The organism is Rathayibacter sp. Leaf299, assembly GCF_001423055.1.
Taxonomy (GTDB): Bacteria; Actinomycetota; Actinomycetes; order Actinomycetales; family Microbacteriaceae; genus Rathayibacter; species Rathayibacter caricis.
On record NZ_LMNT01000005.1, the window covers coordinates 201,645 to 226,434 of the forward strand.

Below are 24,790 nucleotides of genomic sequence, written 5' to 3' on the forward strand. Positions count from 1 at the left end.
CGAGATCGGGCGAGAGAGCGGCGAGCTCGACGGCGACCTGCGAGGTCGGTCACCTCTGTTCTCCGTCCGGGTTCGAACAAGGTGGTCCTGTGAAAGCCTCATCGCGGAGTATCTCTCGGGGGCGCGCATGCGGCTGAATGGCTGCGGCGCAGGGGCTGGATCCTCGACGAGGACATAGGCCCGTTACAGCTCTACGCGGATGAAGTGCGCCAGGAGGCCTTTGTCATCCGGAGACAGTGGAACCAGGTCGGTCGGAATCGTCAGTTCACCGTCCTCGAGCGGTAGGTCACGACAGCGTTCGCCGACGACCGATCGGACTGGTGGCGTCTGCGTGCCCTTCTCGGTCGACCACTCCGTAGCGCGCTTCATCGGGAGGTCACGGCCGAGGCGCCCATGTTCATGGCTCTCCACCGGATCCCGCTCGAAGCGTCCCAGCGCTGGTCTCGGCGGCGCAGCAGGAAGAGAGCGCGTCAGACACGCGGGCGACTACCTCGTCGCCGACGGGCGCACCCTGTCAAGCCGCCGCGTCACCCCTGCACCACTGCCTAGCCTCGAACCACGGCGGCGCCTGCCGGCCGGGGGAGGACATCGACATGCGGATCGCGATCGTCGGAGCGACGGGCAACCTGGGCACGGCGCTGCTGCGCAGGCTCGAGGGGGAGGAGTCGGTCGAGGTCGTCGGCATCGCGCGCCGGGCGCCCCGCCCCGACTCCTCCGAGTACCGGGGAGCGACGTGGAAGGAGATCGACGTCGCGTCGAGTGCGGCGCAGCGGCTCCTGCGCGAGGCCTTCGCGGGCGTCGACGCGGTCGTGCACCTGGCGTGGGCGCTCCAGCCCAGCCACGATCCGGCGTTCCAGCGCCTCGTCGACGTCGGAGGCACGGCGAAGGTGCTCGAGGCGGCGGCCGCGAGCGGGGTCGGGCAGGTGGCGGTGGCCTCCTCCGTCGGCGCCTACAGCGCGGCGCCGAAGTCGGACCGGGTCGACGAGAGCTGGCCCACGGGCGGACTGCACACCTCGACCTACAGCGTGCACAAGGCGGCGAACGAGCGGGCGCTCGACGTGTTCGAGGCGGAGCATCCGGAGATCGTCGTCACGCGGCTGCGGCCCGGGCTGGTGTTCCAGAAGGCGGCGGCGACCGAGATCGCGGGGCTCTTCGCGGGGCCGCGCTACCCGACGCGGTGGCTCGGAGCGATCCGGCCGCCGGTGCTGCCGCTGCCGCGCACGATGATCTTCCAGGCGGTGCACGCGGACGACGTCGCCGACGCCTTCTGGCGGGCGATCGACCGCCGGGCGGGCGGCGCGTTCAACATCGCGGCCGAGCCGGTGCTCACACCGCAGCGGATCGCGGACCTCGTCGGCGCGCGCTGGATCCCGGCGCCGACGGGTCTGATCCGCTCGCTCGTCACCGCCACCTGGCACCTGCGCCTGCAGCGCACGGACGCGGGATGGATCGACATCGCGACGAATGTGCCGGTGATGTCGACCGAGCGGGCGCGCGAGGTGCTCGGGTGGGAACCGACGCGGACGGCCGAGGACGCGTTCCGGGAATTGCTCGCCGGACTCGCCGAGCGGACCACGAAGGCGGGATCGGCTCCGCTGCGGGGCTGAGAGAACGAAGAAGGGCGGCGGATCCGAGGATCCACCGCCCTTCTTCGTCTGTGAGGGGAGAGGCTACGCCTGTCCGTTCTCCTGCACCGCGTGCTTGGCCTCGCGGGCCGAGTCCTTGACGTCCTCGGTCGCGGACGTGCCGGCGTCCTTGACGTTCGCGGCGGCGTCGGTCGCGGTCTCCTTGACGGACGCGAAGGCCTGCTGCGCAGGCTCCTGGAGCTCGCTCGCCGCCTCCTTCGCCGCGTCGGTGACCTTGTCGACGACCGGCTGGGCCGAGTCCTTGACCTTCGACGCCGCCTGCTTCTCGGCGCTGGACGCCGGGATGAGGGAGGCGACGAGCAGTCCCGCACCCAGCGCGATCAGGCCGACGGCGAGCGGATTGCCCTCGGCCTTGCCCTTGACCGAGCCGGCGGCGCCCTTGACGGAGTCGCCCGCTCCGGAGACCGAGCCCGAGACCGAGTCGGTCGCGTCGTGCACGGTGCCCATCACCCGGTCGCGGACCGAGCCGACAGCGTTCTTGACCTTGTCGGTCTGGCGCTGCGCGATGGCGTGCGGGCTGACCTTCTCGGCCAGCGCGTCCACATCCGTGCCCAGCTCGCCGCGGGTGCGCTCGATGTCGGCGCGGATCTCGTCCGCGGTCTTGTTCTGTGCTGCGTCGTACGTCATCGTCCTGCCCCGTTCGGCTTGAGTGATTCGGGAATCTTCTTGAGGGAGTCGACCGTCTCGGGTGCGCCCTCCACCTGCTTGAGGCTCTTGCGCCCGACGGAGTAGAGGATCGCGGCGATGACGCCCCAGATCACGGCGACGACGACGGCCGACCAGCCGTTGTCGATCAGGTGACCCAGGCCCCACCAGAGGGCGATCGAGAGGAACAGCACGGCCATCGCGCCGGCGTAACCGGCGCCTCCGAGCAGTCCTGCGCCCTTGCCCGCCTTGCCGGCGGACTCCTTGATCTCGGCCTTCGCGAGCGCCATCTCCTGGCGGATCAGCGTGGAGAGGTCGCGGGACACTTCGCCGAGCAGCTCGCCCAGCGAGGTGGTCGCGGCGCGTTCGTCGGGGGTCGGCTCGCCGAACCCGGCGCGATGCGCTCCGGTGGAGTCGGTCATGGCCTGCTCCCACCGGGGAAGGTGTCGTAGCCCGTCGAGGTCGGCGGCGTGCTCAGCGGGTCGGCGACCGGCTCGGTGGGCAGGTGGTCGCGCTCGAGCGAGCTGCTGCCGGTGGTGCCCGTGTAGGTGTCGTCGACGAAGGGGCTGTCGACGTACGCGGTGTCGACGCTGGACGCGGCGGGGGCGCTGTACTCGGGGCCCGACGTGGAGGCGGTGGCCTCCTTCTCGTCCTTGGCCTCGGCGGTGAGCGCGCGGAGGAGGCGTCCGCCGACGAGGCCGGTGGCCGCGGCGATCAGGATGAACGCACCCGGACGGCGGCGGGCGAAGGACTTGACGTCCTCCAGCAGCTCGGCGGGCTCGCGGTCCTCGAGCCACGACGCCACACCCTGGGCGCGATCGGCGAGCTGCGAGACGAGGTTCGTGGCGGCGTTGCTCCCGCCCTCGCCCTTGGCGAGCGAGGTGAGGTCGTCGCTGAAGGCGCGGACGCCCTTGGCGGCGTTGTCCTTCTGGGCGTGCGCCTGCTCGGTCAGCTGGCCGCGGCTCTGGTCGAGGAGGTCCTTGACCTGCACCTTGGCCTCGTGGGCGACGTTCGCCGCCTCCTGCTTGCCGGTGGAGAGCACGTCACCGGCGGCCTGCTTGGCGTCGCCGGCGACGGAGCCGGCCTGCTCCTTCGCGGTGCCGACAGCCTCCTTCGCGGTGTCGACCTTGCCGGAGGTCCCGGAAGTGCCGGTGGTCCCGGTGGTCGTCGTGGTGTCGTAGCTCGCCTCGGTCGCGCCGTAGTTGGCCGCGCCGTTGCCGAACGGAGGTGAATCGGGATCGATGGTGGACATCGTCAGTCCCTTCCAGGATCGAGTCGGGGGAATAGGTGTGCGTGCCGACGGGCCGCTCCGAGGGGATCGGTGCGCCGGCAGTGGCCAGTCTGGGCAGCGCTCCCAGGAAGCGGGAAGGGCGTAGCGCTGAGGCGGTGGACAGGTCTACCATCGCGCCCCCGCGATGCCCGGAATGGGTGCGACGGGGGCTGCCGTCGAGCGCCTCGGAGCGCACTGCGGAGTCGCCGGGAAAGCGCTCTCAATTCGTCGGTCCCGCGGCGGGAACGCTCCGCAGTCAAGCCCCTTCTGGCCCGCGAACAGGGCTGCCTACGGTCGAGAGGACACGGGGTCGCACCCGCCCATATCTGTGAGGAAAGGGAACCATCAGCATGTTCTTCCACAAGCAGGAATTGCAGTTCAAGGCGTCGCCCTCCAAGCCCGACGCGGTCTTCGCGAGGAGGTTCCAGGAGGTGCTCGGCGGGCAGTACGGAGAGATCTCCGTCGCCATGCAGTACGGCTTCCAGGCGTGGAACTCGCACGAGCCCGGCAAGTACCGCGACCTGCTGTTCGGCATCGGTGCCGAGGAGTTCGGCCACGTGGAGATGATCGCGGTGATGATCGCCCAGCTGCTCGAGAAGGCTCCGATCGAGCAGTCCGAGGACGCGATGAAGAAGGACCCGGTCCTCGCCGCGGTGATCGGAGGCACCGATATCCAGCACGCGATCGTCGCCGGCGCCGGCGCCCGCCCCGTCGACAGCATGGGCAACCCGTGGCAGGGCTCGTACATCACCGCGAGCGGCAACCTGCTCGCCGACTTCACCGCGAACGCGAACGCCGAGATGCAGGGCCGCCTCCAGGTGGCGCGGCTGTACCACATGACCGACGACCACGGCGTGCGCGACCTCATGTCGTTCCTCCTGGCCCGCGACACCATGCACCAGAACCAGTGGATGGCGGCCGCCGCCGAGCTGCGCGCGGAGGGCAAGGAGGACCTGCCGGTGCCCTCGAACTTCCCGCTCGCGAACGAGGAGCGCTCGGTCTCGTACCAGTACCTCAACTTCTCGGACGGGCAGGCCGCCAAGGAGGGCACCTGGGCGTCGGGCCCCACCCCCGACGGCAAGGGCGAGTTCAGCTACCACGACGGGCCGACCACCAGCGCGCCGATGCCGCCGGCCACTCAGCCGGACCCGCGCTTCTACGGCACCGACCCCAAGCCCAACATCGTCGAGAAGGTCACCGGAGCGGTCAAGGACGCGGTGAGCAAGAAGTGACCGCCCGACGGATCCTCGGGGCGCTCGGCGCGTCCGCCCTGATGGTCGGCCTGCTGGCCGGCTGCACGGGTGACGCGCAGACGCCGAACCAGTCGGGCAGCGCGGTGCCGACCAGCGCCGACGACGGATCGACGCAGACGCCCACGAATCCGCCGTCGGACACTCCGGCGTCCGAGACGGCGACTCCCGCGACCTGAGGGGCGGAGCTTGGCCCTCCCCGGGCCGGGACGCAACCCCCTGCCCCTGTTCAGGTGGTAGCGAGCTTCGATGCCTAACGTCGTGCTCAACGATCAGTGAAGGAGGCACCACCTATGGGGCTCGATGACAAGATCAAGAACGCCGCTCAGGACATCGCCGGCAAGGCGAAGGAAGCCGTCGGCGACCACAAGAACGACCAGGACCTGAAGGCCGAAGGCCAGAAGGACCAGGCTGCCGCCTCGACCAAGAAGGTCGGCGAGGACGTCAAGGACGTCTTCAAGTAGGCAGTCGCTCACGTCGGCGGCGCTCCCCTCGCGGGGGGCGCCGCCTTCGTGCGTCAACGGGCCTCGGAGCCGTGGCCGAGCAGAACGTCGGCCAGGAGTGCTTGTCAGCCACGATGGTGGCTGAGCCCTACTCCTGGCCGACGTTCTGATCGCGGAAAGGGAGCCCTACGGCTGCAGGACGACCTTGATGCAGCCGTCCTCCTTCTTCTGGAACGTCTCGTAGAGGCCCGGCGCGTCCTCGAGCGGCGCGTGATGCGTGACGAGGTCCATGACGCCCAGCGGATCGCTCGGGTCCTCGACGAGCGGCAGCAGCTCGTCGATCCAGCGCTTCACGTTGCACTGGCCCATCTTGAGCGTGACCTGCTTGTCGAACATCGACTTCAACGGCAGCGGATCCGCCTCGCCGCCGTACACGCCGCTGAGCGACACGGTGCCGCCGCGGCGCACCAGCTCGAGTCCGCCCTGGATCGCGGCGAGCCGGTCCAGTCCGACCGTGTCCATCGCCTTCCGCGCGAGCGGATCGGGCAGCAGCCCGGCCATCGACTGCGCGAGCGACCCGACGGGCGAACCGTGCGCCTCCATGCCGACCGCGTCGACGACGGAGTCGGGGCCGCGCCCCTCGGTCAGGTCGCGCAGCTCGGCGACCACGTCGTCCGTGAGATCGAACACCTCGACGCCGTGGCGAGCCGCCATGGAGCGGCGCTCGGCGACCGGGTCGATCGCGAGCACCCGGAAGCCCTTGTGCACGCCGATGCGGGCGGCGAACTGACCGACCGGGCCGAGCCCGTAGACGGCCAGCGTGCCTCCCTCCGGGACCTGCGCGTAGTCGACGCCCTGCCAGGCGGTCGGCACGATGTCGCTGAGGAAGAGGTAGCGGTCGTCGGGCAGGTCGGTGCCGACCTTGACGGTGTTGTAGTCGGCGAGCGGCACGCGGAGGAACTCCGCCTGCCCGCCCGGGACCTGGCCGTACATCTTCGTGTAGCCGAAGAGCGCGGCGCCCGACTGGTACTCGGTGACCTGCGTGGTCTCGCACTGCGACTGCAGTCCGCGACGGCACATGAAGCACTCGCCGCAGGCGATGTTGAAGGGGACGACGACGCGGTCGCCGACCGACAGCGAGGTCACTCCGGCGCCCACCTCCTCGACGACGCCCATCGGCTCGTGGCCGAGGATGTCGCCCTTGTCGAGGTACGGCCCGAGGAGGCGGTACAGGTGCAGGTCCGATCCGCAGATCGCGGTCGAGGTGATGCGGACGATCGCGTCCGTGGGCTGCTGGATGCGGGGGTCGGGGACGGTCTCGACCGAGACCTTCTCGACGCCCTGCCACGTGAGTGCGCGCATGCTTGCTCCGTTCTGACCGGCGCTCGCCGGTCGTGCCCCTCCAGGCCACACCGCGCGGGGAGGGGCTGTCAGGGGGTTGACGCCCTGGCGCCTTGATCGTCGGCGGATACTCGGCCTGCCGGGGATTCTCGGGCCGCGGGCAGCGCGCACTGGGAGGACGTGCATCCGGCGTTCACCTCGCACACGGGCGACGAGTGGTGTGATGGGGGGATGGAAGCTCTCTACACCGCTATCGCCCACGCCTCCGGTGGAGGACGCGACGGTCACGTCCGCACCGAGGACGACCGCCTCGACCTCGACACCCGCCCGCCCCAGGAGCTCGGCGGCTCCGGGGACGGCACCAACCCCGAGCAGCTGTTCGCGGCCGGGTACTCCGCCTGCTTCCTCGGCGCCCTGCACGGCGCCGGCCGGGAGCTGAAGATCGACACGACCGATGCGGCCGTGTCGGCGAGCGTCTCGATCGGCAAGAACGACGACGGCGGATTCGGCCTCGCGGTCGAGCTCGACATCCACGTGCCGAACGCGAGTCCGGAGCAGGCGCAGCAGGTCACCGAGAAGGCGCACACGCTGTGCCCGTACTCGAACGCGACCCGCGGGAACATCCCCGTGGAGCTGACGATCGTCTCCTGACGACGCGCCCTTCGACGGCCCCTGCTCCTCGCGGAGCGGGGGCCTTCGTCGTCGACGGGGTCCGTTAGGGTCGGACGCATGACCGAGAACCCGTCGCTCGAGGAGTCGGAGGCCCGGGCCGAGCTCGAGCAGATCCGGCAGAGCATCGACAACATCGACGCCGCCCTGATCCACCTGCTCGCGGAGCGCTTCAAGTTCACGCAGAAGGTCGGACGGCTGAAGGCGGCGCACGGACTTCCGGCCGCCGACCTCGACCGCGAGGCGCGCCAGATCGCGCGGCTGCGGTCGCTGGCGGAGGAGTCGCACCTGGATCCGGCGTTCGCCGAGAAGTTCCTCGGCTTCATCGTCGCCGAGGTCATCCACCACCACGAGCAGATCGCGAACGGCGCGGAGGCCTGAGTCCCGCCGGGCTTGCTGATCGAGTAGGTCGCGGAGCGGCCGTATCGAGATCCGCGTCTGCTGGAGAGGGTGGGTCTCGATACGCCCCTGCGGGGCTACTCGACCAGCAACGGGGGGCCTACGCCTCCGCGGGGCGGCCCAGGGCGCGCACCGAGGTGACGCGGCGGCGGGCGATCGCCGCGACCGTCAGCAGCAGGCCGAACAGCAGCCAGAGCACGAGGCCGACGACCGCGCCGCCGACGCCTCCGGTGCTCTCCACCACGCCCGACAGCGCGTTCTGCGCGGCCGACAGCGGCAGGAACCTGAGGGCGTCCTCGAACACGCCGGGCACCGTCGAGATGATGCCCGCGCCCAGCCCGATGACCGCGGCGAGCATCGCGAGGAAGCGCCCCACTCCGCCCAGCAGCGCGACGAGGCCCTGGTTGACGGAGGCGAACGACGCACCCACCAGCATCGACAGCAGGGCGAAGCCGACGAAGCTGCCGGCGTCGAGATCGGCGACGAACTGCATCACGATCGCGACGGCGAGGCCCTGCACGAGCCCGATCCCGAGCGCCGGGGCGTAGGAGGAGAGGGCGAGCGCCGCGGAGGACCGGGTCGAGGTCAGCGCGCGGTGCGAGAACGCGGCGAGCACCAGGAACGACGCCAGCGCGCCGAGCCAGAGGGCGATCGTGGTGAAGAACGGCACCGAGGACGCCCCGAACAGCGACGTGGAGCTGCTCGCGTTCTCGACGGGATCCGCGACCACGTCGGCCAGGTTCTGCGACTCCGCCTCGGTGTAGGTCGGCAGCTGCGCGACGGCCGAGTCCAGGCCGGTGGCCAGGGTCCGCGTGCCGTCGGCGAGCTGCAGGGCTCCGTCCGAGACTCCGACGGCGCCCTCGGCGAGCTGGTCGGCTCCGTCGGCGGCCGAGGAGGCGCCGGTGGCGAGCTCGGAGGCGCCGTCGGCGGCCGAGGTCGCGCCGGTCGCCAGCTGGGCGGCTCCGGTCGCGGCGGCCGTGGCTCCGGTCGAGAGCTGGGCTGCTCCGGCGGCGGTCTGGTCGGCCCCGTCGGCGAGCTGTTCGAGGCCGGTCGAGAGCGACGTCACTCCGGTCGCGACCTGTCGGGCGCCGCCCGCGGCCTGCTGCGCACCTGTGACGAGTGAGGGCACCTCGGGGGTGCCGACGCGGATCCCCGCATCGAGCGCCTGCGTCGCCCCCGCCGCCGTCGCGGTCAGCGCGACGGGACCGTCGGCGGCGGTGAGCGCGTTCGCGACGATGCCGCTCGCGGCCAGGCACTGCGGGTCGGCGCAGCCCTCGAGGGCCTGCTGCAGCGCCGCGAAGGTCCCCGCGGTCGACTGCGCGGCGCCGCCCGAGAGCTGCGCGATCTGCTGGGTGCTCTCGCCGATCGTGACGGTGCTCGCGCTCAACTGGTCGAGCCCGTCGGCGACCGCGGTCGCTCCGGTGCCCAGCTGCGCGGCGCCCGTCGCCGAGTCGCGCGCGCCGGTGGCGAGCTGCGTCACTCCGCCCGACAGCGCGGACGCGCCGGTGCCCAGCTGCGCCACTCCGCCCGACAGATCGGTCGCCCCGGTGCCCAGCTGCGCGACTCCGTCGGACAGCGCCGATGCGCCGGTCGACAGCTCGTCGATGCCGTCGGCCAGCGAGCTGGTGCCGTCGGCGAGCGAGGAGGCCCCCGTGCCGAGCTCGGTCGCTCCGTCGGCGAGCGTGCCCGCGCCCTCGGCCGCCTGCCCGATCTGCTCGTTCAGCGTGTTGAAGCCGACGTAGACGTTCTCGAGGTACGCGGTGGTGAGCTGCGTGTTCAGGAGGGACGTCGCGGTGCTCGTGACCGTCGCCGAGATCGCGTCGTCGACGAGCTTCGCCTTGTCGCTCGTGGCGATGTCGATGGTGGCCTTGGTCGCCGCCGCCGCGTCGCCCGCGTAGGAGGTCGCCGCCGCCGAGAAGTTCGAGGGGATGGTGACGACAGTGGCGTAGGAGCCGTCGGCGAGTCCCTCCGCCGCGTCGTCCTTGTCGGTGAGGACCCAGGTGAAGTTCGAGGTCGAGTCCGAGCCCGAGACGTTCGGCGCGGGAGTCGGGGACGCGGTCGGCGTCTCCTCGGTGCCGCCAGTGACCAGTCCCGCCGCGAGCTGGCGCCCGAGCGGCACGGTCTGCCCGTCGAGGTCGACCGGGGTGTCCTCGTTCACGACCGCGGCCGTGACCTGGTCGAGGCGCTGGGTCGGGTCCCACAGCGCCCAGACGAGCAGCCCGCCGATGGCGAGGGGGACCAGGACGATCCCGAGGAGGGTGAACCAGGACACCTTCTTGGCGCCGCGGGGGCGCTCGAGGGAGAAGAGAGCCATCTGTCAGAGGACCTTTGCGATCGCGCGGCCGGCGGCCGCAGTCGGGACCGCGCGCACGTCGCGGTCGGAGGGGAGGAGATCGTCGAGCGCGTCGGGCTCGACGGCGGAGGCGACGACGGTGAACGGGCGCTCGTGCTCGAGCGCGTGCGCCCGGGCGCCGTCGAGCTCGGCCCGCAGGTCGTCGCGCAGCTGCGGATCGGTGACCGTGTCGACGTCGTCGAGCACGAGGAGCGCCGGGTGCGTCGAGAGCGCCGCGCGCACCTCCTCGATCGGATCGGCGGCTCCGGCCAGGCGCACGAGCCCGACCCGGCCGCGCACCGCGGAGGAGCGGATCGGCACCACGAGCCCGTCGACCTTGAGGCGACCGGAGTCGGGCGCCAGCCGGCCCGCCAGCGTCAGCAGCAGGGCGGTGCGTCCCGAGCGGTGCGGTCCGTGCACGACGAGCGCGGCTCCGGCCGGCACCCGCACGGCGACGTCGCGGTAGAGCGGGCCGTCGGGTCCGTCGAGCGAGAGGCCGTCCGCGGCGATCGCGTCGGTCGCTCCGGGCTCGGGCCAGTCGGCGAGCGCGAGCTCCTTCGTCAGGCCCTCGCCCTCCACGTCGAAGGAGGGGAGGATCCGGTCGAGCCAGCGCGGCATGTGCCACGCGCGGTCGCCGAGCAGGTGCAGGACCGCCGGGACCAGCGTCATCCGCACGATGAACGCGTCGACGAACACGCCCACGGCGAGGCCCAGCGCGATCGGCTTGATGTTCGTGTCGCCCTCGGGCACGAACGCCGCGAAGACCGAGAACATGATGACCGCGGCCGCCGTGACGACCTTCGCCGAGCCGACGAAGCCCGACTCGACCGCGGCACGCGCCGATCGTCCGTGGACGTAGTCCTCGCGCATCCGCGACACCAGGAAGACCTCGTAGTCCATCGCGAGGCCGAACAGCACGCCCATCAGGATGATCGGCATGAAGCTGATGATCGGGCCCGTCTTGTCCACGTGCAGGGCGTCGGCGAACCAGCCCCACTCGAAGACCGCGGCGACCGCGCCGAACGACGCGCCGACCGACAGCAGGTAGCCCAGCGTCGCCTTCAGCGGCACCCACAGCGAGCGGAACACCATGGTCAGCAGGACCAGGGAGAGGCCGACGACCAGGATGCCGAACGGCAGCAGGGCGTTCGCGAGCGTGTCCGAGATGTCGATGCCGACCGCCGTCTGGCCGGTCACTGCGAGGTCGACGCCGTACTCCTCCTGGAAGTAGTCGTGCTTGTCGCGGATCTCGGCGACCAGCGCCTTGGTCGCCTCCGAGTCCGGTCCGCCCTCGGGGATCACCTGGATGATGCCGGTGTCGGCGGTCTCGTTGGGAGTGGCCAGCGGCACCGAGGCGACGCCGTCGAGGCCCTCGATCTCGGTCTTGAGATCGGCCATCAGGCCCAGCGGGTCGGTCGAGCCGATGATGGTGCCCGTCACGATGAGGGGGCCGTTGTAGCCGGCGCCGAAGTTCTCGGCGAGCAGGTCGTAGGTCTCGCGGGCGGGCGTGCCCTCGGCCTGGTAGCCGGCGTCCGGCAGTGCGAGGCGCAGGCTCAGCGCCGGGATGCTCGCGACTCCGAGCACGCCGATCACGGCGATGATCGTGACGATCGGGAACCGGGTGACGGCGCGGACCCAGCCGCGGAAGAAGCCGCGTGGCACCTCGGCGTGCACGTGGGTGCCCGGAGAGGCGGGGAGCGAGTCGGGCTCGACCTCGGGGTCGGCATGGGCGCCGGCGACCTGCTTCGCGGCCGCCGCCTTCTTCTTCGCGCGGCGCTCCTTCGGGCGCAGGCGCTCGCCGGCGAACCCGAGCAGCGCCGGAGTGAGCGTGAGGGCGATGACCACCGCGATCGCGACTCCGCCCGCCGCGGCGACGCCCATGGTCGTCAGGAACGGGATGTTCGCGACCGACAGGCCGACCAGCGCGATGATCACCGTGAGGCCGGCGAAGACCACCGCGGAGCCGGCGGTCGCGACCGAGCGGGCGGTCGACTCCTCCGGGTGCATGCCCTGCTTCAGCTGGTCCTGGTGGCGGCTGATGATGAAGAGGGCATAGTCGATGCCAACGGCGAGCCCGAGCATCAGGGCGAGCAGCGGAGTCGTCGACGAGATCGACGCGAAGCGGGTCGCGATGAAGATGGCCGACATCGAGAGCGCGACGCCGAGGAGAGCGGTGACGAGCGGCATGCCGGCGGCCAGGAACGAGCCGAAGGTCAGGACCAGGACCACGAGGGCGACGATGAGGCCGATGGCCTCGGTGATCGTCACTCCGGGCAGGTTCTGCGAGAAGAGGTCGCCGCCGAGCGACACGACGGAGCCGGCGGGCAGCGCGTCCTCGAGGGTCGTCGCCTCGGCCTGGAGGGCGTCGCGGGCCTCCTCGGAGGTGGTGGTGGCGGACCCCTCCATCTGCGCGGTGATGACGAGGGCGTTCCCCTCGTCCGAGATCGTGCCCTCGACGGTGTCGGAGTAGGGATCGGTGACCGCGGCCACGCCCTCGATGCCGGTGAGCGCGGCGACGGCGTCGCCGACGGGCCCGGTGATGTCCGCGTCCTCCACGCTGCCGCCGTCCGGAGCGACGACGACGTAGCGAGCGGACGTACCGCTGACCTGCGGGAACGTGCGCTCGAGCTGGTCGAGCGCGGTCTGCGACTCGGTGCCCGGGATCGAGAAGCTGTTGTCGGTGCCCTGGTTCAGCAGCACGGCGCCGCCTCCCGCGAGCACGACGACGGCGAGCCAGAGGACGGCGACGAGACGGTGGGCCTTGTAGACCCATCGCCCGAGTCGGTAGAGCAGCGACGACACGCGGTCTCCTGATGATCGAGGGGAGGAGGACGATACGACGGTGTACCCGATACACGAATGTATCCGATACAGGAACGTATCCGATACAGTGATTCCGCTCAACGCCCCGTGACAGCTCTCGGAGAGGATCCAGGAATGACCGTGGTCGACGCTCCCGAGCAGTCCTCCCGCCGCAGCCGCACCCGCGAGCGGCTGCTCGACGCGGCCTACGACGTCTTCGCCGAGACCGGCGTGCACTCGGCCTCGGTCGAGCAGGTGTCGGAGCGGGCCGGCTTCACCCGCGGGGCCTTCTACTCGAACTTCACCAGCAAGGAAGAGCTGTTCTTCGCCTTGATGGAGCGCGAGAACGGCGCCCGCCTCGCCGGGCTCGTCGAGCAGATGGGCCGCACGCTGCCCAAGCTCGCCGGCACCGCGGAGCCGCTGACCGCCGAGGCGCTCGGCGCGGTGGTGCTCGACTTCCTGCACGGCCCCTTCGACGACGACCGCCGCTGGTGCCTGGTGCAGGCCGAGTTCGAGCTGCTGGCTCTGCGCGACCCGGCGATCGCGCCGCGCTACAGCGGGTTCCGGGCGCGCTTCGACGCCTCCCTCGTCGACATCATCGGCTCGGCGCTGCAGCAGGTCGGCCGGACGTTCGCGCTGGAGCCGACCGTCGCGGTCCGTCTCGTGCTGGCGAGCTACGAGGGCGCGGTGAAGCAGTCCCTCCTCGACGGCGACTCCGACGACCAGAGCCTCGAGCGGCTCCGCTCGTCCCTCACAGGAGTCGTGATCGCGGTCTCGGCCCCGGTCTGAGCCCGCGGTCCCCGCCGGCCCCCGCGCGCGGCGAAGATGGACCCATGGAACTGCGTCAGCTCGAACACTTCCTCGCCGTGGCGAAGGAGCAGCACTTCACCCGCGCCGCGAGCGCGCTGCAGATCTCGCAGTCCGGGCTCTCGGCCTCCATCCGCGCGCTCGAGAGCGAGCTCGGCAGTCCGCTGTTCACCCGCAGCACCCGGCGCGTGGAGCTGACGTCCGCCGGCCGGGCGATGCTCGAGGAGTCGGAGCGGTCGGTGGCGAGCGCCCTCGCCGCGCGCGACGCGGTGCGGGCGGTGCAGGGCGTGCTGCGCGGGAGCCTCGCGGTCGGCACGGAGGAGTGCCTGGGCGGCGTGCACCTGCCGCGCGAGCTCGCGACGTTCCGCGGCGAGCATCCGGGAGTGGCGCTGCGGCTGACGCACGACGGGTCCGGCGCGCTGCTCGACGCGGTGGCCGCCGGCCGTCTCGATCTCGCGCTGGTCGCCGACATCGGAGCGACGCCCGCGGGCGTGCGGACCCTGCCGCTCGCGAGCGAGGGCTTCGCGGTCCTGGCGCACCCCGATCATCCGCTCGCCGACCGCGCGGTGTGCCGCGTACACGATCTCGTCGGCGAGACGATCGTGGGGCTGCAGGGGCACTGGGGCGCGAGCCACCTGGCCGCGCAGGCGTTCGCCGAGCACGGTCTGGCGTTCGAGATCGAGCTCGAGGTGAACGACGTGCACACGCTGCTCGACCTGGTCGGCTACGGCATGGGCGTCGCGGTGGTGCCGGCGCACTTCGCCGAGAAGCGGCCCGAGGCGCTGACCGCGGTGCCGCTCGAGGATCCGCTGCTCGTCTGGCGCACGATGGTGGCGGTTCCGGAGCGGCCGACCGCGGCGGCCCGCGCCTTCGTGTCGGCGCTGCCGTCGCCGTCCGCGGTGTCGCAGAACCTCAGCTGAGAGGGGGGTCGGACGGCTGACAGCCGCCAGACCCCCCTCTGCACTGATGTTGCGTCGGCTCCGTCTGCTGGTCGAGTAGCCCCGGAGGGGCGTATCGAGGCCCGCCACTCACTCGAGCGACGCGAGCTCCTCCGGGGTCAGCTCCAGGTCGGCCGCGGTCGCCGAGTCGCGGATGCTCTCGGGACGCGAGGAGCCCGGGATCGGCAGCACGATCGGCGCCATCGCCAGCTCCCACGCCAGGCAGACCACCTGCGGTGAGACTCCGTGCGCCTCGGCGACGGTCGCGAACGCCGAGTAGCGCGAGCCCAGCTCCGCCGCCGACGAGATGCCGCCGAGCGGGCTCCACGGCAGGAACGCGATGCCCAGCTCCGCGCAGAGCTCGAGCTCCGGCTCGCTGGAGCGGAACGACGGCGAGAACTGGTTCTGCACCGAGACGAGGCGCGCACCGAGGATCCCGTGCGCCTCCCGGATCTGCGCCGGGTCGGCGTTCGAGATGCCGGCGCGCACGATCACGCCCTCGTCGAGCAGCTCGACGAGCGCTCCGATCGAGTCCGCGTACGGCACCGAGGGGTCGGGCCGGTGGTACTGGTACAGCCCGATCGCCTCGACTCCGAGGCGCTGCGCGGACGCGCGCGCCGCCTCCTTCAGGTGCTCGGGACGGCCGTCCTGCGTCCACACGCCGGGCTCGGGGCGCAGGTGCCCGCCCTTCGTGGCGACGAGCACTCCGGAGGTGTCGCCGCCGTAGCCGCGCAGCGCCTCGGCGATCAGCAGCTCGTTGTGTCCGAGGTCGTCCTCGCCGCCCAGGTGGTAGGCGTCGGCGGTGTCGATCAGGGTGACGCCGGCGTCGAGCGCCGCGTGGATCGTGGCGATCGACCGGTCGCGGTCGGGGCGGCCCTCGATCGACATCGGCATGCCGCCGAGGCCGATCGCGCCGACGGTGATGTCGCCGAGTGCGCGCTGCTTCATGAGTCCTCTTCGTTCGTGGGGAGTGGGTGGGTGAGTGGCGGCGTCACCAGGCGTAGTCCTCGGGCGCCGTACGGTGTCCGGGGAAGATCTCGTCGAGGCGCGCCAGGTCGTCGGAGTCGAGCGCCACGTCGACCGACGCGACCGCGCTCTCGAGCTGCTCCATGGTCCGCGGGCCCGTGATCGGCCCGGTCACGCCCGGCTGGTGCAGGAGCCACGCGAGCGCGAGCTCTCCGGGCGCGACACGGCGCTCGCGGGCGAACGCCTCGTACTGCTCGAGCGCCGGGCGGTTCTTCTCGATCGCCTCGGCGGAGCGGCCCGCATTGCGGCGGCTGCCCGACTCCGTCTTCTCGATCACTCCGCCCAGCAGCCCGCCCTGCAGCGGCGACCACGGGATCACGCCGAGCCCGTAGTGGAGCGCGGCCGGCAGCACCTCGCGCTCGATGTCGCGGGTGAGCAGGTTGTAGATCGACTGCTCCGAGGCGAGTCCGGTGAAGTGCCGCGATCGGGCCGCCTCCTGCGCCTGCGCGATGTGCCAGCCGGCGAAGTTGCTCGAGCCGACGTAGAGGACCTTGCCCTGCTGCACGGCGACGTCCATCGCCTGCCAGATCTCGTCCCACGGCGTCGAGCGGTCGACGTGGTGGAACTGGTAGAGGTCGATGTGGTCGGTCTGCAGGCGGCGCAGGCTGTCGTCGAGGGCGCGGCGGATGCTGAGGGCCGACAGGCGTCCGCCGTTGGGCCAGGAGTCGCGGCCGCGCTCGGCGCCGGGCGCCGCGTACTGCTCCATGTCGCCGTAGACCTTGGTCGCCAGCACGGTGCGCTCGCGGCGCTCGCCGCCCTGCGCGAACCAGCGGCCGACGATCTCCTCGGTGCCGCCGCGGTTCCCGTCGCCGCCGTAGACGTTGGCGGTGTCGAAGAAGTTGACGCCCAGCTCCTGCGCCCGGTCCATGATCGCGAACGAGTCGGGCTCGCTGGTCTCGGGTCCGAAGTTCATGGTGCCGAGGACGGCGCGGGAGACGGACAGGCCGGTGCGGCCGAGATTCGTGTACTGCATGCTCCCATCCCACGCCGCCCGGACCCCCGTGTCCAACAGGGGCTCGTCATGGCATTCAGCGGCGGCGGAGGTCAATGCGGGCGGGGAGTCGTCGGCGCTCCTCAGGCGACGAGCCCGAGCTCGACGAGCCACGCTCCGACTTCGGCGGCGAAGTCCTCGTGTTCGGCAGCGGGCCGCGGCACCCGCTTCCTGAGAGCCTCGACGACCCCGTTCGGCGTGGCGACGTCGGGCTCGTCGCCGTCGAGCACGATCTCGGCCAGATCCACCCGCCACTGAGCGAGGTCTGTTCTAACGGTCAGGAAGTTCGTTCGACGGGGTAGAGAGGGAGCCGCCACGCTCCAGAGGCGACCGGCGACGCCCGCCGCATCCGCCAGTCGGCGTAGCGTCGCGGTCGTCAGGCCCAGATCGGCAGCGGTCTTCTCGTCCGACCCGACGGTGGCGAGGGCGAGAGGAGTCGCGATGCCCGCGCGGCGGCAGGCAGCGCGGTGCGGAGCGAACAGCTCCAGATCCCATAGTCGGGCGGGTGACCCTCCTCCTGCCATCCGAGCGACGGCCGCCCGGTCGCGGTTCCGCACCACATCCGGGTCCCGACGGATCCACCGGCGCAGCTCGAGCGAGGTCAGGGCGGGCTGGATGAGGAACTCCGCGAGTGCGTCCTCGTTGTTCTGTAGTGCGACCAGGGCGGAGTTGTAGGCGCCGTGAGGGTCGAGGCGGGAGCGGTCCGGTACCGCCGTCGGCGTCGTCGCTGCGGATACGGTCGGCGGGCCCGCGGCCGGCGCCGTCGACGCCGCGACCGCGTCGAGTCCGCCCGGCGCGGGCTCCGACCCGATCCCGCGGTACTCGGCTTCGACCGCCGCGACGAGCACCGCGTACCGCTGCCGTGTCGCGAGGAGGAGCGGATCCTGCTCAGTGACGCGGTCCCGACGCTCGGTCTCGGCGAGGAGCTTCTCCATCTGCAGGTGGCGCTGAGGGAGGTCGTAGGGGCGGAGGGTCGTGGGCGCCGCGGCGTGGAGATTCACGAGGACGGCGAAGTAGGTGATGAGCACCCGTTGCGCCAAGAGGGTGTGACCGTCCCGCTGGAGGGAGTCGGCGGTCTCCGCGAGGCTGTCGCGGTAGGCGCGCAGTTCGACGGCGTCCGTCGCCCGCCGGTGGAGGAGGTTCTGCAGCGCCACGTCCGCGGCGCGGTTCCCCGGGTCGATCTGCAGGGCCCTTCCGAGCAGGAGCATCGCCGTCCGGTGGTCGTCGGTGAAGGTCGTCGTCGCGACGTACTGCAGCCCGACGCTCCGCCCGTCGGTCGCGCCTCCGAGTCCCTCGAAGCCCGGATGGGCCCGGCTGAGCGCCACGATCACGACCCCGGCCGCGAGGGCGCAGAGCATCGACCGCTTCTCCTCGATGTCGTTCCCGGCGAAGACGCCGCCGACCGCCGGACCCGCCGACGTCGACAGCTCGGCGGTCTGCACCGTCCGACCGTTCCTGCTGACGACGACCGCGGCGGTGTCGTCGTCGAGGTAGTCGAGCGCCACCTTCCAGGGCGTCCTGCCGACGAGTGCCGCCAGGATCCCGAGCACCGCCTTCGCCACGGCGCCGACCGGGGCCGGCAGCAACATGGAGTCACCGAGCGACGTGACGTCGCTGCCTCGCGGGATCTCGACGCCGGCCGGCGGGCTGCCGCCCACCCTTCCGAGGAGGGCGATCAGCTGAGTCGTCCTCTCCTTCGAGCGGTCGACGTCCCCCTGCACGTCCATCGCCAGGAGCGAGACCCGGAGGCGCCCGAGGAGGTGGGCGGCGGTCAGGACGGCGGACACGACCAGGAGCACGGCCGGCCCGATCCAGAACACGGACGGCGCCTGGACGACTCCCTCTCCGGCGACACCGCCCTCCTCGAAACGCGAACCTCGACCGCGTTGGTCGAGAAGCGCGGCGATCAGCACGAGAGCCACCACCGCGCTCGTCGCGGCTCCGACCGCCAGAGCCGCCTGAGCGCCGCGGTCCCGCCGCCGCGAGTGCATCCAGGGCAGGGCGGTGAGGACGCGAACCGCGACGACGAAGGCGAGCGCGGTCCAGCCGAGGGCAAGGAGCATGCTCCCGAGCAGGGGGGTTATCCACTGCTCGACGATGGCCTCCCATGCACGATCGGCGTCGCCGATCGGTCCCTCCGGCCCCGTGGTCTCGGCGAGCAGGGCGTCCCGGCGCTGCTCCGTGCACAGCTGTGCGGCCTCCTCGCCCCGTGCCGTGCGCTCGGCGTCGATCAGGGCGAGGGCGTCGACGGGCCGGCCCTGGTCGATCAGGGTCTGAGCGGCGGTGCAGACCGGGTCCACCGCGGCGGGCTCCTCCGGTTCTGCGGGCGGGGCGGATGTCGACGTGCGCGTCGTGGTGACCGTCGTCCCCGGAGCGGGGGTCGTCACCGTCTCCTCGACGGTGACGACGGGATCGCTCCCGGCGGCACCGGCGGCCGGGCCGGCGAGGGCCGCCAGCAGGAGCACGATCGTCAGTGTTCTCCACTGCGCGCGGAGGCTCCCACCGCCTCGATAGTGAGACGTGTGCGGGCGCGGGTCGGCGGTATCCCGGTCGATCGACGAGCAGTACGGATCAGGCATCATCGCCTCCTGCGGGACAGTGTGATCCTCAGCGCCCTCGGAGGCAATGCTCGACCCGCGTGCAGACCCGAGGTGCGCCCGTCTCGAAGACAGGCGGTGCGGGGCGGCGCCGTCGGGCGGAGGCCGCGTTAGAGTCGCCGGGTGGCACGGCAGACGACGACCCAGCGCATCCTGATCGCCCTCTCCTCGACGCTCCTGCTGGCGGGCTGCACGTCGCCGGCCCCGAGCCCGAGCGCTCCGGCCGAGACGCCGGCCGCGACGACGGAGCCCGCCGCCGCTCCGCGTCCCGTTCCGAGCGAGGTGCTCGCGCCGGTTCCGCTGGCGGGCGCCTCCGGATCCACGCCGTCGACGGGCTCCTGCGCCTCGGTTGCCGCCGCTCCCTCGGGCTCGATCGGCGACGTCGATCTCGAGTCCGTCCGCGACAGCGGTCCGACGACCGGCGCGACGGGCACCTTCACGACCGCGACCGACGGCAGCCCCGCCTCCTACCTCGTGGCCGGAGGCGACATCAGCGCCGAGATCGCCGAGCGGTTCTGCGTCAGCCCCGAGTTCCTCGACGCGCTCAACTCGGTGCGGCGCGACGGAGTGGGCATCGACTCGCTCTACGCCGGCGACACGCTCAACCTGAGCCCGTCGACCGTGCTGAGCGTCGGCGACCAGAACGGCCGCGTGCTCGACAACGACGCCCCGGACCCGCTGCCCGAGCAGGAGGACTGACCGCGCGTCAGGCCGCGACGAGTCCCACGAGCACCGCCGTCACCGCGACGGATGCGGCGAGCCCCACTCCGCGCCGGCCGGCCTTCTCGCCCTCGGCGAGCCAGGGCAGCGACTCCCAGCGCAGGGCGGCTCCGGCGGCGGCGGCCGCGGTGACCACGACCAGTGCGAACCATGGAGCGAGCGTCACCGCGGTCCAGTCGGCGAAGACCCGGACGAGCGCGAGCACGAGCACCGCGTCGACCAGGTGCGAGAGCAGGCGGAGGCGGTCGCCGGCGAGGAGCCTCCGGAACCGGCGCAGCGGCACTGCGGCCAGGGCGGTGCGTCCGACGACGTAGAGGCTGATGACGAGTGCGACGAGCGTGGCGAGGATCACGACTCCCCCTCCAGGACGTGGGCGAGCAGGTCCAGGCCGACGTCGTCGACCGAGGTGGCGGTGCTGCCGTTCACGAAGACGGCGACTCCGCGCTCGCGGTCCATCGCGAGCATGGTGGAGTAGCCGGAGGTGCCTCCGTTGTGCCACGTCGTCCCGCCGCCGCCGACCGCCTCGGAGGTGAACCACGCGAGGCCGACCCGACCCGACCCGCCGGCGTCGTGCCGCGGCGCGAGCACCTCGTCGGCGGCGACTCCGAGCGCGGGGTCGTCGGTGAGCAGCGCCTGCGCGTACCGGGCCATGTCGGCCGCGGTCGAGCGCACGCCTCCGGCGGGCGCGTAGCCGCCCATCGCCCAGGCGTCGACGGAGCGGCCGCTCGCGGCGTACCCGGTCGGAGCGTCCGGTCCGAGGGCGTCGGCGGTCGTCGGGACGCGGCTGCCGGTCATGCCGAGCGGGGCGAAGACGCGCTCCTGCACGAGATCGGCGTAGTCGACCCCCTCCGCCCGGGCGAGGGTCTGGCCGAGCACCGCGGCGCCCAGGTTCGAGTAGAGGAACGGCTCGTCGACGCGTGACGCATCGGCAGCGTGGCGCAGCACGTCGTCGGCGGAGTAGCCCGCGTACGGATCGGTTCCGCGCAGCTGCGCGAGCAGCGACCGCCCGATCGTGCCGAGTCCGCTCGACAGGCGCGGCAGTCCGGAGGTGTGCGTCGCGAGCTCCTCGAGGGTGCCGCTGAAGTCGCCGACGTCGGCGTGATCGGCGGCCCGATCCTCGAGCGCGACGGTGCCCGCCGCGGCGCTCTGCGCGAGCAGGAGCGCGGTGATCGTCTTGGTGACCGAGCCGATCTCGACCTCGGTCGTCTCGTCCGCGCCGAAGCCGGCGAAGCGCACGCCGTCCGGAGTGACGACCGCGGCGACGATCTCGTCGCGCACGCCGTCGCCGAGGTTGTCGCCGATCCAGCTCGCGAGCTCGGCGTCGCCGGTCGTCTCGGGGGAGAGGGACGGGGTCGGCGGGCGGAGGAGGACACCGGCGGCGAGGACCGCGACGGCGGCGGTGGCGGCGGCCACGAGACGGGTGCGGCGGGTCATCGGGGACCTCCGGAGGCGAGCAGGATCACGAGCAGCGGGACGAGGCGCTCCGGAGGGACGCCGTAGCGTCCGCGTCCGCGCGCCTCGAGCCAGCCGGCCGCGACGAGCTGGTTGACGTGGTGGTAGATCTGACCCGTCGTGCCGGCGCCCTCGCTCTCGGCGAGCTGCGCGACCGTCTCGACTCCGCCGGCGACGGCCTGGAGGAAGCGCAGGCGCACCGGACTGCCGAGGGCCGCGAGCGCGGCGGGGCCCGGGCTGGCGCCCCAGTCGCGCTCGAAGAACGCGTCGGTGGTGAGCCCGTACTGCCACTCGACGGGGCCCGCCGGAGTGCCGACCGTGCCCGCGAAGACGACGCCGCCGGGAGGGGGGAGCCGGTCGCGGAGGGCCGTGAGGGCCCAGAGCGGGTCGTCGTGCGGGGCGTCGGGCGCGGTGGCGACGACTCCGCCCGCTTCGAGCCGGTCGAGGCGCGAGCGGAGCTCGTCGAGCTCGGCGGCGAGGTCGCGGGAGGTCATGCCTCCACTCTTGCAACTATTCCGTAATAACGGAACCCTCCTGCGCTCCCGGTCGTCCAGAAGTTGCGGGAACCGCGCGCGGTCACCGCAACTTCTGGCGAAGCGAGCGGGCGGGAGCCCGCGCGTCCCACTGCGGCGCTCGAGTCCTCCGAAGTCGTCGTACTCGAGCCCCGGTACGACGACTTCTGGACAGTGGACGGCGCGACGGCCTCGGAGACGCGCCGACTCTCCACAAGTTGCGGGAAGCGCGAGCGTTCACCGCAACTTCTGAGGAAGCGAGCGGGCGGGACTCCGCGCGTCGCACTGCGGCGCTCGAGTCCTCCGAAATCGTCGTACTCGAGCCCCAGTACGACGACTTCTGGACAGTGGACGGCGCGACGGCCACGGAGACGCGCCGACTCTCCACAAGTTGCGGGAAGCGCGAGCAGTCACCGCAACTTCTGCGGAACCGAGCCCGCAGGAGCCCGCACGGCGACTCTCCAGAAGTCGGCGGAAGCGCGCGCGCTCACCGCAACTTCTGCGGAACCGCGACGCCCCTCAGGCGAAGTGCTTCGGCAGCACCGCGCTGTTCACCGTGCGCAGCTCCGCGAGCGGCAGCGTGAACAGCCCCTGCACCTCGACGGCCGGAGTCGCCGCGTCCGTCACGCCGATGCGCAGCACGGGGTACCCGCGCCCCTCGCAGAGCCCGCGGAACTTCACGTCGTCCTCGCGCGGCACCGACACCAGCACGCGGCCGGTCGACTCCGAGAAGAGGGCGGCCGTCGCGTCGACCCCGTCGCGCTCCATCAGCTCGTTGAGCCAGATCCGCACGCCGACGCCGAAGCGCAGCGCCGATTCGGCGACCGCGACGACGAGCCCGCCGTCGGCGAGGTCGTGGGCGGAGGCGATCAGCGACTCCCGCGCGCCCGCCGCGATCAGCTCGGCGAGGGCCTTCTCCTGGCCAAGGTCCAGCTCGGGCGGCAGGCCGCCGAGGTGGTCGTGCACGGTGCCGGCCCAGGCCGAGCCGTCGAGCTCGTCGCGGGTCGTGCCCAGGAGGTAGACGTTGTCGCCCTCGTCCTGCCAGCCCGAGGGGATGCGGCGCGCGACGTCGTCGATCACGCCGAGCACGCCGACGACCGGGGTCGGGAAGATCGGCACGTCGCCGGTCTGGTTGTAGAACGAGACGTTGCCGCCCGTGACGGGGATCTCGAGCTCGAGGCAGGCGTCGGCGAGGGCGGTGACCGCCTCGCGGAACTGCCACATCACCTCGGGGTTCTCGGGGCTGCCGAAGTTGAGGCAGTCCGAGACGGCGACGGGGGAGGCGCCGGTGACGGCGACGTTGCGGTACGCCTCCGCCAGCGCGAGGCGAGCGCCCTGCGCCGGGTCGAGCTGGCACCAGCGGCCGTTGGCGTCGGTCGCGACGGCGAAGCCGAGGCCCGACTCCTCGTCCACGCGGACCATGCCGCCGTCGTCGGGGTAGCTGAGCGCCGTGTTGCCGAGCACGTAGCGGTCGTACTGCGAGGTGATCCAGCTCTTGTCGGCGAGGTTCGCCGAGCCCAGCAGGGCGAGGGTCTCGGCGCGCAGGCCGTCGCCGGACGTCTTCCGCGGCAGGCGCGAGGACGAGTCTGCCTGCAGCGCGTCGAGCCAGGCCGGGTACTCGAGGGGGCGCTCGTAGACCGGTCCGTCGACGGCGACGGTCCGCGGGTCGACGTTGACGATCTCCTCGCCGTGCCAGTTGATGATCAGGCGGCCGGAGTCGGTGACCTCGCCGAGCACGCTGGTCTCGACGTCCCACTTGCCGACGACCTCGAGGAACGCGTCGAGCTTCTCGGGCGTCACGACCGCCATCATGCGCTCCTGCGACTCCGACATGAGGATCTCCTCGGCCGTGAGCGAGGGGTCGCGCAGCAGCACCGAGTCGAGCTCGATGAACATGCCGCCGTCGCCGTTGGAGGCGAGCTCGGAGGTCGCGCACGAGATGCCGGCCGCGCCGAGGTCCTGGATGCCCTCGACGAGGTCGCCGCGGAACAGCTCGAGGCAGCACTCGATGAGCACCTTCTCGGCGAACGGGTCGCCGACCTGGACGGCCGGGCGCTTGGTCGGTCCGCCGTCGGCGAAGGTGTCGGAGGCGAGGATCGACGCGCCGCCGATGCCGTCGCCGCCCGTGCGCGCCCCGAAGAGCACGACCTTGTTGCCGACTCCGCGGGCGTTCGCGAGGTGCAGGTCCTCGTGGCGCAGCACTCCGACCGCGAGGGCGTTCACGAGCGGGTTGCCCTGGTAGACGGAGTCGAAGTAGGTCTCGCCGCCGATGTTCGGCAGGCCGAGGCAGTTGCCGTAGAAGGAGATGCCGGCGACCACGCCGTGCACGACGCGCGCCGTGTCGGGGTCGTCGATCGCTCCGAAGCGCAGCGCGTCCATGACCGCGACGGGCCGCGCGCCCATCGAGATGATGTCGCGGACGATGCCGCCCACTCCGGTCGCCGCGCCCTGGAACGGCTCGATGTAGCTCGGGTGGTTGTGGCTCTCGATCTTGAACGTGACGGCCCAGCCCTCGCCGACGTCGACCACTCCGGCGTTCTCGCCCATGCCGACCATGAGGTTCTTCTTCATCGCGGGGGAGACCTTCTGCCCGAACTGGCGGAGGTACATCTTCGACGACTTGTAGGAGCAGTGCTCGCTCCACATGACCGAGTACATCGCCAGCTCGCCGCTCGTGGGGCGCCGACCGAGGATCTCGCGGATGCTCGCGTACTCGTCGGGCTTGAGGCCCAGGGCCGCGTACGGCTGCTCCTTCTCGGGAGTCGCCTCCGCGTTCGCGGTGGTGTCGGGGACGGCGATGCGGCTCTGTGCCATGTGCTCGAGGCTCCTGGAGAGGGGGCGGGGGATGCGGGTCGATCCTACCGGCCGCCGCCCGCGCGGCCCCGGCCGCGGGACGGCACCGCGGGGGGCCTCGCGCGGCAGCACCGGGACCGCACCCAGCGCATAGGAT

At 72.0% G+C, this 24,790-nt stretch carries 22 protein-coding genes; 9 read left to right on the forward strand and 13 right to left on the reverse strand.

Annotation, left to right across the window (positions count from 1 at the left end; all coding sequences use genetic code 11):
* Nucleotides 1–593: 593 nt before the first annotated feature.
* On the forward strand, nt 594–1,607 hold the full coding sequence (locus ASF48_RS16925; RefSeq protein ID WP_055794239.1) for an NAD-dependent epimerase/dehydratase family protein: 1,014 nt from the start codon (nt 594–596) through the stop codon (nt 1,605–1,607).
* 63 nt (nt 1,608–1,670) lie between these two features.
* On the opposite strand, the gene ASF48_RS16930 is transcribed toward ASF48_RS16925, so the two are convergent.
* The 3 genes from ASF48_RS16930 to ASF48_RS16940 are packed head-to-tail and all read right to left on the reverse strand — an operon-like array spanning nt 1,671 to nt 3,543.
* Nucleotides 1,671–2,273: a DUF3618 domain-containing protein gene (locus ASF48_RS16930; protein ID WP_055794241.1), complete on the reverse strand. Its 603-nt coding sequence runs from the start codon at nt 2,271–2,273 to the stop codon at nt 1,671–1,673.
* Complete coding sequence (locus ASF48_RS16935) at nt 2,270–2,713, reverse strand: phage holin family protein (RefSeq protein WP_055794243.1); 444 nt, start codon at nt 2,711–2,713, stop codon at nt 2,270–2,272. Before ASF48_RS16935 ends, ASF48_RS16930 begins: the two co-directional genes overlap by 4 nt.
* Nucleotides 2,710–3,543 (reverse strand): hypothetical protein, encoded by an 834-nt coding sequence (locus ASF48_RS16940; protein ID WP_055794244.1) that lies wholly within the window; start codon nt 3,541–3,543, stop codon nt 2,710–2,712. Before ASF48_RS16940 ends, ASF48_RS16935 begins: the two co-directional genes overlap by 4 nt.
* Nucleotides 3,544–3,911: 368 nt before the next feature.
* On the opposite strand from ASF48_RS16940, the gene ASF48_RS16945 reads away from it, so the two are divergent.
* The 3 genes from ASF48_RS16945 to ASF48_RS16955 all read left to right on the forward strand — a co-directional run bounded on the left by ASF48_RS16945 (nt 3,912) and on the right by ASF48_RS16955 (nt 5,275).
* Entirely contained in the window at nt 3,912–4,793 is an 882-nt protein-coding gene (locus tag ASF48_RS16945; RefSeq protein ID WP_055794246.1) for a manganese catalase family protein, read from the forward strand.
* Nucleotides 4,790–4,990, forward strand: coding sequence for a hypothetical protein (locus ASF48_RS16950; RefSeq protein ID WP_055794248.1), 201 nt, complete (start codon nt 4,790–4,792; stop codon nt 4,988–4,990). Before ASF48_RS16945 ends, ASF48_RS16950 begins: the two co-directional genes overlap by 4 nt.
* A 114-nt stretch (nt 4,991–5,104) precedes the next feature.
* Nucleotides 5,105–5,275, forward strand: a complete 171-nt coding sequence (locus ASF48_RS16955) for a CsbD family protein (RefSeq protein WP_055794249.1) — start codon at nt 5,105–5,107, stop codon at nt 5,273–5,275.
* Between the two features lie 165 nt (nt 5,276–5,440).
* On the opposite strand, the gene ASF48_RS16960 is transcribed toward ASF48_RS16955, so the two are convergent.
* The gene (locus tag ASF48_RS16960) at nt 5,441–6,616 is read right to left on the reverse strand and encodes a zinc-dependent alcohol dehydrogenase (RefSeq protein WP_055794251.1); all 1,176 of its coding nucleotides are present in this window, start codon (nt 6,614–6,616) and stop codon (nt 5,441–5,443) included.
* A gap of 210 nt (nt 6,617–6,826) precedes the next feature.
* On the opposite strand from ASF48_RS16960, the gene ASF48_RS16965 reads away from it, so the two are divergent.
* Nucleotides 6,827–7,246 carry an organic hydroperoxide resistance protein gene (locus tag ASF48_RS16965; protein WP_055794253.1) on the forward strand — a complete coding sequence of 140 codons (420 nt, stop codon included), beginning with the start codon at nt 6,827–6,829 and terminating at the stop codon, nt 7,244–7,246.
* 78 nt (nt 7,247–7,324) lie between these two features.
* Complete coding sequence (locus tag ASF48_RS16970; protein ID WP_055794255.1) at nt 7,325–7,645, forward strand: chorismate mutase; 321 nt, start codon at nt 7,325–7,327, stop codon at nt 7,643–7,645.
* A gap of 118 nt (nt 7,646–7,763) precedes the next feature.
* Here the strand turns inward: ASF48_RS16970 and ASF48_RS16975 are convergent, their stop codons facing one another.
* Together ASF48_RS16975 and ASF48_RS16980 are read right to left on the reverse strand one after the other, a co-directional pair.
* A complete protein-coding gene (locus ASF48_RS16975; protein WP_055794256.1) occupies nt 7,764–9,977 on the reverse strand; it encodes a YhgE/Pip domain-containing protein in 2,214 nt (737 codons plus the stop codon).
* Nucleotides 9,978–9,980: 3 nt separating this feature from the next.
* Entirely contained in the window at nt 9,981–12,797 is a 2,817-nt protein-coding gene (locus ASF48_RS16980) for an MMPL family transporter (RefSeq protein ID WP_082481670.1), read from the reverse strand.
* Between the two features lie 135 nt (nt 12,798–12,932).
* Between ASF48_RS16980 and ASF48_RS16985 the strand changes: the two genes are divergently transcribed.
* Together ASF48_RS16985 and ASF48_RS16990 are read left to right on the forward strand one after the other, a co-directional pair.
* Nucleotides 12,933–13,586: a TetR/AcrR family transcriptional regulator gene (locus ASF48_RS16985; RefSeq protein WP_055794258.1), complete on the forward strand. Its 654-nt coding sequence runs from the start codon at nt 12,933–12,935 to the stop codon at nt 13,584–13,586.
* Nucleotides 13,587–13,630: 44 nt separating this feature from the next.
* Nucleotides 13,631–14,524 (forward strand): LysR family transcriptional regulator, encoded by an 894-nt coding sequence (locus ASF48_RS16990; RefSeq protein WP_055794260.1) that lies wholly within the window; start codon nt 13,631–13,633, stop codon nt 14,522–14,524.
* A 108-nt stretch (nt 14,525–14,632) separates the two neighbouring features.
* On the opposite strand, the gene ASF48_RS16995 is transcribed toward ASF48_RS16990, so the two are convergent.
* The 3 genes from ASF48_RS16995 to ASF48_RS17005 all read right to left on the reverse strand — a co-directional run bounded on the left by ASF48_RS16995 (nt 14,633) and on the right by ASF48_RS17005 (nt 19,024).
* Complete coding sequence (locus ASF48_RS16995; protein ID WP_055794262.1) at nt 14,633–15,490, reverse strand: aldo/keto reductase; 858 nt, start codon at nt 15,488–15,490, stop codon at nt 14,633–14,635.
* Between the two features lie 43 nt (nt 15,491–15,533).
* Nucleotides 15,534–16,541, reverse strand: coding sequence for an aldo/keto reductase (locus ASF48_RS17000; protein WP_055794263.1), 1,008 nt, complete (start codon nt 16,539–16,541; stop codon nt 15,534–15,536).
* A 101-nt stretch (nt 16,542–16,642) separates the two neighbouring features.
* Nucleotides 16,643–19,024, reverse strand: a complete 2,382-nt coding sequence (locus tag ASF48_RS17005; protein WP_055794265.1) for a hypothetical protein — start codon at nt 19,022–19,024, stop codon at nt 16,643–16,645.
* A gap of 255 nt (nt 19,025–19,279) precedes the next feature.
* On the opposite strand from ASF48_RS17005, the gene ASF48_RS17010 reads away from it, so the two are divergent.
* The gene (locus ASF48_RS17010) at nt 19,280–19,855 is read left to right on the forward strand and encodes a hypothetical protein (RefSeq protein WP_055794267.1); all 576 of its coding nucleotides are present in this window, start codon (nt 19,280–19,282) and stop codon (nt 19,853–19,855) included.
* Nucleotides 19,856–19,862: 7 nt separating this feature from the next.
* Here ASF48_RS17010 and ASF48_RS17015 read toward each other — a convergent pair whose 3' ends face one another.
* The 4 genes from ASF48_RS17015 to purL form a co-directional block, all read right to left on the reverse strand.
* Nucleotides 19,863–20,228 (reverse strand): hypothetical protein, encoded by a 366-nt coding sequence (locus tag ASF48_RS17015; protein ID WP_055794269.1) that lies wholly within the window; start codon nt 20,226–20,228, stop codon nt 19,863–19,865.
* Nucleotides 20,225–21,310, reverse strand: coding sequence for a serine hydrolase domain-containing protein (locus tag ASF48_RS17020; protein ID WP_055794271.1), 1,086 nt, complete (start codon nt 21,308–21,310; stop codon nt 20,225–20,227). The genes ASF48_RS17015 and ASF48_RS17020 overlap by 4 nt, the downstream gene beginning before the upstream one ends.
* Entirely contained in the window at nt 21,307–21,822 is a 516-nt protein-coding gene (locus ASF48_RS17025) for an ArsR/SmtB family transcription factor (RefSeq protein WP_055794273.1), read from the reverse strand. The genes ASF48_RS17020 and ASF48_RS17025 overlap by 4 nt, the downstream gene beginning before the upstream one ends.
* Before the next feature lie 537 nt (nt 21,823–22,359).
* Nucleotides 22,360–24,654 carry a phosphoribosylformylglycinamidine synthase subunit PurL gene (gene purL / locus ASF48_RS17030; protein ID WP_055794275.1) on the reverse strand — a complete coding sequence of 765 codons (2,295 nt, stop codon included), beginning with the start codon at nt 24,652–24,654 and terminating at the stop codon, nt 22,360–22,362.
* Between the last annotated feature and the right edge of the window lie 136 nt (nt 24,655–24,790).

Coding starts and splice junctions, on each gene's coding strand:
- ASF48_RS16925 (WP_055794239.1), top strand. CDS start 594: ATGCGGATCGCGATCGTCGGAGCGACGGGCAACCTGGGCACGGCGCTG.
- ASF48_RS16930 (WP_055794241.1), bottom strand. CDS start 2,273: ATGACGTACGACGCAGCACAGAACAAGACCGCGGACGAGATCCGCGCC.
- ASF48_RS16935 (WP_055794243.1), bottom strand. CDS start 2,713: ATGACCGACTCCACCGGAGCGCATCGCGCCGGGTTCGGCGAGCCGACC.
- ASF48_RS16940 (WP_055794244.1), bottom strand. CDS start 3,543: ATGTCCACCATCGATCCCGATTCACCTCCGTTCGGCAACGGCGCGGCC.
- ASF48_RS16945 (WP_055794246.1), top strand. CDS start 3,912: ATGTTCTTCCACAAGCAGGAATTGCAGTTCAAGGCGTCGCCCTCCAAG.
- ASF48_RS16955 (WP_055794249.1), top strand. CDS start 5,105: ATGGGGCTCGATGACAAGATCAAGAACGCCGCTCAGGACATCGCCGGC.
- ASF48_RS16960 (WP_055794251.1), bottom strand. CDS start 6,616: ATGCGCGCACTCACGTGGCAGGGCGTCGAGAAGGTCTCGGTCGAGACC.
- ASF48_RS16965 (WP_055794253.1), top strand. CDS start 6,827: ATGGAAGCTCTCTACACCGCTATCGCCCACGCCTCCGGTGGAGGACGC.
- ASF48_RS16970 (WP_055794255.1), top strand. CDS start 7,325: ATGACCGAGAACCCGTCGCTCGAGGAGTCGGAGGCCCGGGCCGAGCTC.
- ASF48_RS16975 (WP_055794256.1), bottom strand. CDS start 9,977: ATGGCTCTCTTCTCCCTCGAGCGCCCCCGCGGCGCCAAGAAGGTGTCC.
- ASF48_RS16985 (WP_055794258.1), top strand. CDS start 12,933: ATGACCGTGGTCGACGCTCCCGAGCAGTCCTCCCGCCGCAGCCGCACC.
- ASF48_RS16990 (WP_055794260.1), top strand. CDS start 13,631: ATGGAACTGCGTCAGCTCGAACACTTCCTCGCCGTGGCGAAGGAGCAG.
- ASF48_RS16995 (WP_055794262.1), bottom strand. CDS start 15,490: ATGAAGCAGCGCGCACTCGGCGACATCACCGTCGGCGCGATCGGCCTC.
- ASF48_RS17000 (WP_055794263.1), bottom strand. CDS start 16,541: ATGCAGTACACGAATCTCGGCCGCACCGGCCTGTCCGTCTCCCGCGCC.
- ASF48_RS17020 (WP_055794271.1), bottom strand. CDS start 21,310: ATGACCCGCCGCACCCGTCTCGTGGCCGCCGCCACCGCCGCCGTCGCG.
- ASF48_RS17025 (WP_055794273.1), bottom strand. CDS start 21,822: ATGACCTCCCGCGACCTCGCCGCCGAGCTCGACGAGCTCCGCTCGCGC.
- purL (WP_055794275.1), bottom strand. CDS start 24,654: ATGGCACAGAGCCGCATCGCCGTCCCCGACACCACCGCGAACGCGGAG.